At 68.7% G+C, this 11,843-nt stretch carries 10 protein-coding genes and 1 tRNA gene; 2 read left to right on the top strand and 9 right to left on the bottom strand.

The genetic code is table 11. From position 1 onward, the window contains the following. Positions 1 to 329 precede the first annotated feature (329 nt). A complete protein-coding gene (locus tag AC1RRR_RS10935) occupies positions 330 to 980 on the top strand; it encodes a TetR/AcrR family transcriptional regulator (RefSeq protein WP_492812962.1) in 651 nt (216 codons plus the stop codon). 77 nt (positions 981 to 1,057) lie between these two features. On the opposite strand, the gene AC1RRR_RS10930 is transcribed toward AC1RRR_RS10935, so the two are convergent. Both AC1RRR_RS10930 and msrA read right to left on the bottom strand, forming a co-directional pair. Next, positions 1,058 to 1,405, bottom strand: coding sequence for an MmcQ/YjbR family DNA-binding protein (locus AC1RRR_RS10930; RefSeq protein WP_492812960.1), 348 nt, complete (start codon positions 1,403 to 1,405; stop codon positions 1,058 to 1,060). Continuing rightward, a complete protein-coding gene (gene msrA, locus AC1RRR_RS10925; protein ID WP_492812959.1) occupies positions 1,405 to 2,058 on the bottom strand; it encodes a peptide-methionine (S)-S-oxide reductase MsrA in 654 nt (217 codons plus the stop codon). Before msrA ends, AC1RRR_RS10930 begins: the two co-directional genes overlap by 1 nt. A 152-nt stretch (positions 2,059 to 2,210) precedes the next feature. Here msrA and AC1RRR_RS10920 point away from each other — a divergent pair. Continuing rightward, positions 2,211 to 2,300, top strand: a tRNA-Ser gene (locus AC1RRR_RS10920). A 55-nt stretch (positions 2,301 to 2,355) separates the two neighbouring features. Here the strand turns inward: AC1RRR_RS10920 and AC1RRR_RS10915 are convergent. From AC1RRR_RS10915 to AC1RRR_RS10885, 7 genes are all read right to left on the bottom strand, one after another. After that, complete coding sequence (locus AC1RRR_RS10915) at positions 2,356 to 3,384, bottom strand: phosphatidylinositol-specific phospholipase C domain-containing protein (protein WP_492812957.1); 1,029 nt, start codon at positions 3,382 to 3,384, stop codon at positions 2,356 to 2,358. Between the two features lie 106 nt (positions 3,385 to 3,490). Beyond that, entirely contained in the window at positions 3,491 to 6,130 is a 2,640-nt protein-coding gene (locus tag AC1RRR_RS10910) for a TonB-dependent receptor (protein WP_492812955.1), read from the bottom strand. A 130-nt stretch (positions 6,131 to 6,260) separates the two neighbouring features. After that, positions 6,261 to 7,247, bottom strand: coding sequence for a FecR family protein (locus tag AC1RRR_RS10905; RefSeq protein ID WP_492812953.1), 987 nt, complete (start codon positions 7,245 to 7,247; stop codon positions 6,261 to 6,263). Next, a complete protein-coding gene (locus AC1RRR_RS10900; RefSeq protein ID WP_492812951.1) occupies positions 7,244 to 7,837 on the bottom strand; it encodes an RNA polymerase sigma factor in 594 nt (197 codons plus the stop codon). Before AC1RRR_RS10900 ends, AC1RRR_RS10905 begins: the two co-directional genes overlap by 4 nt. After that, entirely contained in the window at positions 7,825 to 10,608 is a 2,784-nt protein-coding gene (locus AC1RRR_RS10895) for a TonB-dependent receptor (protein ID WP_492812950.1), read from the bottom strand. Before AC1RRR_RS10895 ends, AC1RRR_RS10900 begins: the two co-directional genes overlap by 13 nt. A 171-nt stretch (positions 10,609 to 10,779) precedes the next feature. Beyond that, entirely contained in the window at positions 10,780 to 11,379 is a 600-nt protein-coding gene (locus AC1RRR_RS10890; protein ID WP_492812948.1) for a TetR/AcrR family transcriptional regulator, read from the bottom strand. A 57-nt stretch (positions 11,380 to 11,436) separates the two neighbouring features. Then, on the bottom strand, positions 11,437 to 11,754 hold the full coding sequence (locus AC1RRR_RS10885) for a hypothetical protein (RefSeq protein WP_492812946.1): 318 nt from the start codon (positions 11,752 to 11,754) through the stop codon (positions 11,437 to 11,439). Between the last annotated feature and the right edge of the window lie 89 nt (positions 11,755 to 11,843).

The following is an 11,843-nucleotide window of genomic DNA, read 5'->3' as shown; positions in this document are numbered from 1 at the left end:
CTTCCCATCCCGCCTCGAGCAATCGCGGGTTTCTTTTGGGGAAGGACGACCATTGTGACGTAGGGGAAGGGCGATCCTGGCCGGCCGACCGGTCCGCGAGACGCGGTCGGTTGACCCTGGTCCTGGATGAAGACGCTTTGCGTCATGTTTCCGCCCCAGCCCGTGCGACCTTGCATGCCGCACGTAACTGACGCTGATTTTAATATGAACTCGATATTCTAACGCAAGTTAGAATTTAACGGATTGATCCCGACGCCGTTCGTGACAAGTGTGAAATATCGACGTTCCCCGACGGAAGAATCGAGGACGTCCCGGAGGAGAGAGCGCGGTTGGCGAAGGTGGGGGATCCCGTGGTTCTGGTCGAAGAGACCAGGCCGATGGCGCAGAGCCTGAAGTCGGTGAAGAAGCGGGAGGCGATCCTGCGCGCGGCCATCGAGACCATCAACGCCAAGGGGTTCGCCGCCGCGACCATGACTGAGATCGGCGCGGCCATCGATCTGCGCGACGCGGCGCTCTACTATTATTTCCCCAACAAGCAGGCCCTGGCCTTCGCGGGCCACGAGCGCTCGCTGGAACGCTTCGAGTCGATCCTGTCGGTGGTCGAGGCCGATGGCGGCACGGGGCTGTGCAAGCTGCGGCGGTTCTTCATGGCGCTGCTGGACGACGCGGTGACTAACGGGCCGCAGCTCTATTTCGGCGACAGCTCGTATCTGGCCGACGACCAGCGCAAGGCCATCGAGGCCTGGACGGCGCGTCTGTCCAAGCGGCTGGAGCGGTTCCTGGAGGAGGGCATGGCCGACGGCACGATCGTCGCCTGCGAGCCGCCGCTGGTCGTGCAACTGCTGGTCGGCATGCTGATCTGGCTGACCAAGTGGACGCCCGGCACGCCCGGCCTGACCAACGAGCGCCTGCTGGAGGCGATCGAGACGACCGCGCTCCAGGGGTTGTCGGCGGGACCGAAAACCTCGTCCTTCGACTAGCTCAGGATGAGGTTTTCTACTGAACCCGCCATGATCCTCATCCTGAGCTTGTCGAAGGACGAGGATCACGCAGTGAGCTAGAGGCCCAGCTCCGAGCGGACCTTCTTCGTCAGCTTGGCGGCGATCAGGCCGTGGGCGCTCTTCAGCCAGTCGGCGACCTCATCGGCGTCCAGGTCCGAGAGATCCTCGAACCGCACCCATTTCGCGCGGGCCAGATAGGGCGCGGGGATGGCGCGGCCGGTCTCGGTCAGGACCTCGAACGCCACGTCCGAGACCTTGAACGAGATGCCGCCCTTGGGCACGGCGTTGCCCCGGACGGCGAACATCTTGCCGCCGACCTTGAACACGTGGTCGTCGCCCCACTGGATCGAGAGCGTCGCGCCCGGCAGGGCCAGGCACGCCTTGTCGAAGGCTTCCGGTGTCATCAGGCGTCTACACCCAGGCCGATGGGGCAGACCACGCCGGTGCCGCCGATGCCGCAATAGCCGTCCGGATTCTTGGCCAGGTACTGCTGGTGATAGTCCTCGGCGAAATAGAACGGGCCGGCTGCGGCGATCTCGGTGGTGATGTCGCCCAGGCCCTGGGCCGACAGCGCCTGGGCGTAGGCCTCCTTTGACTCCACGGCCGCGGCGGCCTGGAAGTCGTTGGTGACATAGATCCCCGAGCGGTACTGGGTGCCGATGTCGCCGCCCTGGCGCATGCCCTGGGTCGGGTCATGGTTCTCCCAGAAGGTCTTCAGCAGGGCCTCATAGGTGACGACCCTGGGATCGAACACCACCAGCACCACCTCGGTATGGCCCGTGCGGCCGGTGCAGACCTCTTCATAGGTCGGGTTGGGCGTCATGCCGGCCGCATAGCCGGCGGCGGTGACGTAGACGCCCGGGACCTGCCAGAACACCCGCTCGACGCCCCAGAAGCAGCCCATGGCCAGGATCGCCGTCTCCAGGCCGTCAGGGTAGGGCCCCTTCAGCGGGTGGCCGTTGACGAAGTGGGTTTCCGCCGTCGGGATCGGCTCGGGACGACCGGGCAGGGCCGTGTCGGCGGTGGGCATCTCGAGGGTCTTGGTCGTCGACAACATGGCGGTCTTTCGAGGCGGGAATTCTTGCGCCTCGATATAAACGCTCGCGCCGCCAGTTTCATCCGGGAACGCGCTTGCTACCGGCCGGTCCCTGAGTATATTGCGCGCCTTCCCGCGCCGGGGGTCTCAACCACCCCCGACTCGAGTGCGCTGGTGAGGTGGCCGAGTGGTTGAAGGCGCACGCCTGGAACGCGTGTATAGGGGAAACTCTATCGAGGGTTCGAATCCCTCTCTCACCGCCACGCCTTTCTCAATAAATTCAGTAGTTTATGTTGTGGTCGGCCCGCGCCTTCGCGCCTATCGTCCTGGCGCGAACCACGGCGGCCGCACGACGAACTTCAGGCCCAGCGGATCGGGCGCGCCGGGGTAGTAGTCGGTGCTGATCACCTGGGCGCCCGAGCGCACGGCGACGTCCAGGCGGGTGAGGTCGTGGTCGCGGGCCTCGGTGGTGTCGGCGTCGCTGCGAGTGCGGACCAGGAAACCCTGCTTCACCAGCGTGGCGATACGGGCTTCCTCGGTCTTGGGGTTCTGGATGTTGAACACGGCCGCCTCGGCCTCGGTCTCAGCATAGAGGCCGAACATCACGCGGCCCTTCAGCGACGGATGGCCGGCGCGATAGGCTTCGGCCGTGCGGGGATTGGAGTCGAGCACCAGCAGCACCTTGCCGCGCGCGCTGGCCTGGGTGGGCCAGCCGCCGGCCAGGACGCCGTCGCGCAGGGTGGGTTGGACGCCGCGGACGTCGTCGGGCGTGATGATGTGGTCGCGGCCGAAGGTGGCGATGGCGCTGGCGTCGACGCCCGCCAGATCGGCCTCGGTCCACAGCGGCGGGTCCTGGACGCCCGGGATGTTGAGCCGCTCTTCCTTGGTGTTGATGAAGAGGATGATCGGCTGGTGGCCGGGATGGGCCTTGGACCAGGTGGCCACCTCGGCAAAGCAGTCGGACAGGCGCAGGCACAGGGTGCGGGCGTCGACGACGGGCGCGTGCAGCACCTTGGCGCCGGGCGCCTTCATGATCGCAGCCTTGGCGGGATCATTGGCGTAGGGCGCGGCATAGAGACCGCCGGCCGGGTCGGCGTAGGGATCGAATTCCAGTTGGCGCACGCCCAGGTCCAGCTGCGCCTGGATCGGCGGATGGCCGTATTCGACGCCGCGCGAACGCTCGCCCATCACCTGGCGCTGGTGGGCCAGGGCGGCGGGATCGAGGTCGGGGCGATAGCTGTTGTGCGAGCCCAGCCAGTGCAGGCTGTTGATCTTGGGTTCGGCCGCCTGAGCCGAGATGGAGAACGCCAGCGCCGACACGGCGGCGGCGAGGAACAGCGAACGCATGACGACCTCATGAGCTGAAAAGAAAACGCGGGCCGGACGGTGACCGACCAGCCCGCGTTGAAGTGGACGGCCCTGCTGCGGAGAGGGCCGTCGGGGATCGGGGGGTCTAGAACTTGCCGCGGAGCGTCAGCGAGACCGTGCGGCCCCAGTGATAGATCTCCATCGGCTGGTCCTTGGTCTTGCCGTAGGTGTAGCGGACCTCGTCGGTCAGGTTCGAACCTTCCAGGGTCACCGCGTATTGCGGGGTGATCTGGTAGGACAGCGAGCCGTCCAGCGAGCCGTAGGCGTCGATATAGGACTGGGCGGTGGTGGTGCTGCCGATCGATTGCAGATAGCGCGAGCGCCAGAACCAGCCGAGGCGGGCGCTGATCGGGCCCTTCTCATAGTAGCCGACCAGATTGTAGCTGGTCTTGGACAGGCCAACGAGGTCGTCCTTGATCTGACGGTTGCCGGCGAAGTAGTTCGCCTTGCTGTCGACGAGGGTGACCGAGGCCTGCACGCCCAGGCCGTCCAGCAGGCCCGGCAGGAACGAGAGCGACTGGTTGTAGGCCGCCTCGAAGCCGCGCACCTCGGCGTCGCCGCCGTTGACGTTGGACGACAGCAGCACGTCGCCGCGGCCCGGCACCTGGATCGTGACGTTCTGGGCGGTGATGTAGTTGTCCATCGTCTTGAGGAAAACGGCGGCGGTCACGGCCGTGGTCGGGGCCGGGTACCATTCCAGCGAGGCGTCGTACTGGTCGGCCAGGAAAGGATCCAGGTCCGGGTTGCCGCCCGAGGCCGTCGGCGAGTCGCGGCTGACGCTGATGCGCGGGGCGCTGTCGGTGACGTTCGGACGGTTGACGACGCGCGAGGCCGACAGGCGGCCGACCAGGTCGTCACGCAGGTCGAACTTCACGTTCAGGCTGGGCAGCCAGTTCTTGTATTCCTTCAGGTAGCCGACCGGCACCGGGGTCGAGCCGCTGGTCAGCGTGCCGCTGGCCAGCTGCTTGGTCTCGGCATAGCGCACGCCGACATTGCCGCTGACCGGCACGGCGCCCAGGTCGAACTTGAAGTCGCCGCGCACATAGGCGCTGTGGATCTTCTGGTCGACGATGAACGAGTTGCGCAGGTCGGCCGTCGACCACGGCTGGGCCGCGACCGTCGGGGTGTAGAGGCGGTTGTAGTAGGCGTCGCGCGTCGGGCTGACCCAGGCGCGTGGCGTGTTGCCGGCGAAGTCCTTGAGGAAGCCCGAGAACGGCATCGGCTCGTAGAAGCTGGACCCCAGCGTGCTCAGCGGCACGTTCAGGATGTCGTTCAGCACCCAGTCGCGACGCAGGTAGGTGCGGTTCATGTTGTGCTGTTCGACACCGAACGCGATCTTGGTCAGCGGGCTGTCGAACACCCGCGCGCCGTCCAGACGGAAGGTCTCGTCGCTGTCGCGCGAGTCCTTCCAGGTGTAGTCGAACGCCTGGCCGACATAGTTGGCCGGGTTGTTGTAGTCGACCGTCGTGGTCAGCTGCGGGATCGCCGTGTAGCCGCGCGAGAAGTCGTAGGTCAGGGGCGCGAAGAAGGCGATGCGGTTACGCGTCGTGGCCTTGCCGTCCGGGTGATAGCTGCGGGCGCGCGAATAACCGTACTCGGCGTTGAACGACCAGGCGCCGGGCGTCCAGGCCTGCTTGATGCCAAAGATCGTCAGGTCGTGACGGTTCAGGCTGGTCTCGCGCGAGCCCATCCAGCGGACGTTGTTGATCGTGGCGCCCACGACCGTGTCGCCGACGACCTTCTGGCTGCCGGCCACGAACTGCGGGACGGCGAAGGTGGTGTCGTCCGGATAGATGTCCAGGCCGAACTCGTCGTAGTCGACGTCCAGGCGGGTCACCAGCAGGTCGACTTCCGTCTGGAAGTCGCTGTTTGGCTTCCACTGGCCCGAGACGGCGCCCGAATACAGCTTGCGGTGCTCGGTCTCGATGGTCGGACGGGTGCGCGAGGGCGTGTAGAAGCCGCTGCCCAGCACCGAGGTGAACTTGTTGAGGTTCCAGCCGACTTGATACAGGCGGTCGTTGCGGACGTGGCGCTCGTCATAGAGGCCCGAGGCCAGGATGCCGATGGTCTTGTCGGCGTTGGTCCAGCTGCCCAGGCCCGAGACCGACGGATCGGCCTTCTTGCGCACGTCGCTATAGGTCTCGCGCACCGAGAAGGCGGCCTTCTTGCCCAGGTCGAACGGCTTGAAGGTCTTGATGTTGATGTTGCCGCCCAGGGCGCCTTCATCCATGTCGGCGGTCGGGGTCTTCACGACCTCGATCTGCGAGATCAGCTCGGTGGGCAGCACCTCGAAGCGGAACTGACGGCCCTTGGCGCCGCCGTTCTCGATCAGGTCGTTGACGGCGATCGAGCGGCCGTTCAGCTCGGTATATTGGAACTGCGGACCCAGGCCCCGGACGCTGACATACAGGCCCGCGCCGCGTTGGCGGTCGATGGTGACGCCGGTGACCAGCTGCAGCGCGTCGGCGGCGTTGCGGGTCGGAAATTTGCCGATGTCCTCGGCGTTGACGGCGTCCAGGCCGTAGTCGGCCGAGCGCTTCAGCTGGGCGGCGGCCTGCAGGCTCTTGCCGTACGAGGTGATGACGACCTCGTCGACGGCGTTGGACGCGTCGGCCGGGGCCGGGGCCGGTGCGTCGGCGGCGAAGGCCTGGCCGGCGCCCAGCGCGGCGAAGGCCAGGATGGCGACGGCGCCCGCGCAACGCGCGGGTCTGGTGGAGCGGATCATGTATCCCCCGATCTCTCTGTGTGGCCCGCGGGGAGGCGCGGGTCGGAGGAGAAGAACGGAGGCGCGGTCGCGCCACCTCAGTCCGTCGTCGGTGAATTATTTGCGACGACCTGTTGAAAAGTCTCGGCTTTTATCCGCGTCCGGATGACCTGGCGGCCGGCGAGATCGTCAGGCCGCCTTCGGGCGTCGGTTGGGCTCGCACCGGCAGCAGGGCCTCCAAAGCCGCGCCGACATCGTCCATCCGTTGGATGCGCAGCGAGCCGGAGAGGCGCAGGTTCGCCAGGCTCGGGTCCGTCAGCGCGACGGGACGGCCGGCCGCGCGCGATAGGCGCTCGGCCGCCTGGGCCAGGGTCACGCCGGACAGCACGACGCGGCCGTTGGTCCAGGCCGCATCGCCGGCCACGTCGCCCGGCTGGACGGCGCCGGCGGTCGGCGCGGTTTCCACATAGCGCTGGCCGGGACGCAGGATCACGCTGGGCGCGCCGGCTTGGCTGACGCGCAGCGAGCCCTCGACCAGCGACACGGTCAGGCGGTCGCCGCCGGCCACGTTGAAGCGGGTGCCCAGCACGGTCAGGGTCCGGCCCGAGGCGGCCACCGCGAACGGCCGCTTGGCGTCGTGGTTGACCTCGAAATAGGCGTCGCCACGCTGCAGCGAGACGTCGCGCGCGGTCCGGGCGAAGCGGGTCTCAAGGCGGCCGCCGGGGCTGAGCACCACGTGGCTGCCGTCGGCCAGGGTCAGGCGGGCGGCCTCGTGCTCGGGGGCCGTATAGAGGCGGGTTTGCGGTTGCAGGCTGATGGCCACGCCGACGGCCAGGCACGCGGCGATCGCTAAGCCCAGGCCCGCCGCGACGGGCCGGCGGCCCAGCCACGAGGTCGGGCGGTCTAGTCCGGCCTGCCGGCGGGCCGACTGGCGCATGGCGCGCACGGCGGGGTCGTCTGCGGCCAGGCCCATGGCCATCCAGGCTTCGCGCGTGCGGGCGATCTCCTCGCGCGCCGCCGCCGACTCCAGGGCCCAGGCGTCCAGCACGGCCTGCTCGGCCGAGGTCAGGGGGCGGGTCAGGCTGGCGGCGAGAAGTTGGCCCGGCTCGGGCGGGTCGTTGTCGTAGGTCGTCGTCATTCTGGGTTGGCCTCGATCGCCTCGCGCAGTCGCGCCAAGGCGTTCATCATGTGCTTCTCGACCGCGCTGACCGAGAGGCCCAGCCGCTTGGCCGCCTCCGCCTGGGTCAGGTTCTCGAAGCGGCAGAGCACGAAAACAGAGCGTGCGTTGGGGTGCAGGTCGTCCAGCGCCGCCACCAGCCGCGCCAGCCGCTGGCGTCCGGCCAGGGCCGTCTCGACCGAGGGTTCGTCGGTAGGCAGGCCCGGATCGACCTCGACATGGTGGTCATGGCGGCGCGAGCGGCGATGGCGCTCGTGGTCGACCAGGGTGTTGGAGGCGACGGTGAACACCAGGCCGTCCGGGTTGTCCCAGCGGAAGTGGGAGAAGCGGCGCGACAGTCTCATGAAGACCTCCTGCGTCAGGTCCTCGGCGTCCTCGACGCCCAGGGATCGTCTCCGGAAGAACCGCAGCAGCGGGCGGCGGTAGCGGGCGACCAGACTGTCGAAGCGCGGCGCGTCGCGCGCGGCGTCCTTCTCGGGCGCGGCGGCGGCGGCGTCGCCGGGCGGTTCGCCCTGGATCGGCGCGCCGTCTTCGAAGGTCAGAACGCCCATCGCAGCCTCGCGGACAGATAGCGGCCCCAGTGATGAATCTCCATCGGCTGGTCCTGGCTCTCGCCATAGACGAACCGGCGGGCGTCGGCCAGATTGACGCCTTCCAGCGACAGGGTGGTCGCGCGATTGACCTGCCAGGAGGCGGCGCCGTCCAGCGAGCCGAAGGCGGCGGTGGTCGAGGGCGCGGTGATCGAGCTGCCGATCGAGGTCAGATAGGCCCCGCGCCAGTTGTAGCCCATGCGCACCGAGGCGCGGCCCTTCTCGTAGAACACCACGGCGCTGTAGGTGGCGCGCGACAGGCCCAGGAGGGCGTTGCGGATCACCCGGTCGCCGGCGAAATAGTTGGCCTGGCTGCGCACCAGGGTGGCGGCGGCCTGGACGCCCAGCCCGTCGAACGGGGCCGGCGCCTCGCGGAACACGCGGCTGAACGAGGCCTCCAGCCCCTGGATCCGCGCCTGGCCGCCGTTGACATTGGTCGACAGCAGGATCTGGCCGCGGCCGGGCACCTCGATGAAGGTGTTCTGGGCGGTGATGTAGTTGTCCAGCCGCCGGTCGAAGACGGCCAGGCTGACCGCGCCGCCCTTGGGGATGTACCACTCCAGCGACACGTCCAGCTGGGTGGCCAGGAACGGCGCCAGGTCGGGATTGCCGCCATTGGCCGTGGGCGTGTCGCGGGCCAGGCTGATGCGCGGGGCGTTGTCGATGACATTGGGCCGATTGACCACGCGCGAGGCGGCCAGGCGCAGCAGGACGTCGTCCGCCAGGTCGACCCGCAGGTTCGCGCTGGGCAGCCAGTTGCCGTAGTCCTTGCGCCACTGGGCGGGCAGGGGATCATCGCCGCTGGACACCACCCCGACCGAGGTCTGCCGGGTGCTGGCATGGCGCAGGCCGATGTCGCCGCTGACCGGAAGGGTCAGCAGGGCGGTCTTGAAGTCGTAGCGGACATAGGCCGAGCGGATCGCCTCGCGCACCACGAACGAGTTGCGCAGGTCGGCCAGGGACGGCGCCTGGGCGGCGATGGTCGGCGTGTAGAGCCGGTCATAGAAGGCCCGGGCGTCCGGCGCGACCCAGCGGCGCGGCAGGTCGGCGGGCGTCCCCGACAGGAAGTCCGAGAACGGCGTCTGGCCGTAGAAGTCAGGACCCAGGCTGACCAGCGGCACGCCGACCAGGGTGTTCAGGTTCCAGTCGCGCCGGCGGTAGTCGCGCTTGCGGATGTGGGCCTCGGCGCCGAACGACAGGCTGCCGCCGTGGAGGTCCCGGCGCGCATCCATCCGGTACAGCTGGTCAGTGTCGCGCGAGTCCTTCCAGGTGTAGTCGAAGGTCTGGCCGACGAAGCTGGCGGGATTGGCGTAGTCGACCGTCGTGCGCAGCGTGGGACCGCCGCTCAGGCCGTGGCTGAAGTCGTATTGCAGGGGCGCGAAGAAGGCCACGCGGGCGCGCACCGTGCCACGGCCGTCCGGGTGATAGCTGCGGGCGCGGGAGAAGGCGTAGTCGGCGTCGACCGTCCAGGCGCCGTGCAGCCACTGCTGGTGCATGCCCAGCGCCGCCAGGTCGTGGCGGTTCAGGCTGCGCTCCTGCGAGGCCATCCAGCGGGCGCCGTCGATCACCCCGGCCTGGACGGTGTCGCCCTTGACGACCTGGGTCCCCGCCACGAACCGGGGGCTCGAGACCGAGGCGTCGTCCGGATAGATGTCCAGGCCGTATTCTTCGTAGTGGGCGTCCAGGCGCGTCGCCAAGAGATCGATGTCCAGCCGCCAGTTCGGCGAGGGCCGCCACTGCAGGGTGAAGTCGCCCGACACCGTGCGGCGGTCCTCCAGCTCGATCGTCGGCCGCGTGCGGGTGGGCGTGTAGAGACCCGGCCCCAGCACCGAGGCAAAGCGGTTCAGGTTCCAGCCGGTCTGGTAGAGGCGGTCGTTGCGGATGCGCCGCCGATCGACCACGCCGCCCGCCAGCAGGCCCAGGCGCCCGCTGTCGTCGACCCAACTCCACACGCCCGACACGGACGGATCGGGCTTGCGGACCTGACCCTGGGAAGCGCGGACCGAGAGCACCGATCGCCGCCCGCGCTCCAGAGGCTTGAAGGTGCGCACGTCGATATTGCCGCCCAAGGCGCCCTCGTCCATGTCGGCGGTGGTCGACTTGGCGATCTCGATCTGGTCGATGACGTCGGCGGGCAGGACCTCGAAGCGGAACTGCCGCCCCCGGAAGCCGCCGTTCTCGACGAGGTCGTTCAGGGCGATCGGGCGGCCGTTCAGCAGCACGTTCTGGAACTGGGGGCCAAGGCCTCGGACGCTGACATAGAGGCCCACGCCCCGGTGCCGCTCCAGGCTGACGCCGGGCGCCAGCTGCAGAGCCTCGGCGGCGTTGGCGGCGGGCAGGCGGGCGATATCCTCGGCGCTGACGGCGTCCAGCACATAGGCCGCGGCGCGCTTGGCCCTCAGGGAGTTGTCGAGGCTGGCCGCATAGGCCGCCGTGACCGTCAGGGCCTCGACCTCGGTGGGCTGCGGATCCGGAGCGGGCGCGATGGATGGGGCGGCGCTGACCGGCGACCCCGTCCGTTCCAGGACGAACACGCCTCGACGCACCTCGCGCACCCGGGCGTCCGTGCCGACCAGCAGCGCCTCGATCGCGGCGCGTGGTGACAAGGCCGGCGGCGGGACGGTCCTGCCGGGGCGTCCGGCCACCAGATCGGGGGCATAGAGGATCAGCACGTCGCGCTGGGCGGCCAGCCGGGTGAGGCTCTCACCAAGGCTGGCGGGCGTACCGGCCATCGCCCCGGGTGCGACCAAGAGGGCGACCCCGATCACACAGGTGCGGAGACAGGACGACATGCCCGGCGTGGCGGCCCAAGGCTGAAACTGCAGTTTCCTTAGCGACCGCTCATGACAGTCGGGCGACAGCGACGGTTGGAGACGGGTTCTTCGCCTTCACTGGCCCAAGCGCTAGCGAGGCCGATCCGCATAGGCGGCGAACATGCGGCTGAGCAGCGTGATCGACTTGGGGATCTCCTGGGGATCCGGAGCCAGCACCTGGGCGATCGACAAGCCTCGCGCCGCCCAGACCACCAGCCGCATGGCCGCCTTGGAGTTGGACGCTTCCGACCAGCGGTCGACGCGCTGCAGGGCGTCTTCTTCGATCTTGGCCTGGATCGGGGCCAGGCGGGCCGCCAGGTCGGGGTCGCTGCGCGAACCTTGCAGGATCTCGAGCACCGCCACGCCCGAGGGGCGGCTGAGCACCTCCCAGACGATTTCCGGGAAGGCCTGGATGCGCTGCCTGGCGTCCGGGAAGGCGCTGAGCTTGGCGTCGTAGATGCCCATCTCCTCGTCGAACACCGACTGCACGACATAGGTCATCAGGTCGACCTTGGTCGGGAACTGGTGGAGCATCGCGCCCCGGCTGAGGCCCGCCTCCTCGGCGACCAGCAGGGTCGTGGTCGCCGCATAGCCCTTCTCGTGCAGGCAGCGGATGGCGGCGTCCAGCAGGGTGGCGCGGGTGCTGGCGCTGCGTTCGGCCTGGGTGCGGCGACGGGGGCGTTCGGTCATGAGACTCATGGATAGACGGGGGCCGACAGTCGGGGCCGGCGCCCCGTCCGTCAATGCTTAGGGCTTGGTCGGCAAGGCCTTGAGGGCCGCGTCGACCTTGGCGATCTGCTCGTCGCTGATCTTGCCGCCGGCATAGGGCTGCAGCTGACGCAGGCTCATCGACTTGAACTGGTCGAAGGACGGATGCGTGGCGATGTTCGGCAGGGTGGCGTCCAGCGCGGCCTTGGCGGCCGGGTCGGCGATGACGGCCTCCAGCGGCGTGTCGGCCGAGAAGGCCGGAGCCTTGGCGGCGGCGGCCGGCGGGTCGGCGGGAGCCCGGGCGAGGGCCGGGGTGGTCAGCAGGGCGGCCATGACGAGGCCGGCGGCGATACGCATCAGGAAGCTCCGTTTGGGTCAGAAGGGCTTGCGTGAACGGTAGGGACAATTAACATGTAGTCAAGACTGCTTGTAAGTTGCTTGGGAGG

It is taken from the genome of Caulobacter sp. GW821-FHT12D05 (assembly GCF_058807295.1).
Note: the sequence above shows the minus strand (reverse complement) of the source record. Positions and strands in the feature narration are given on the sequence as shown.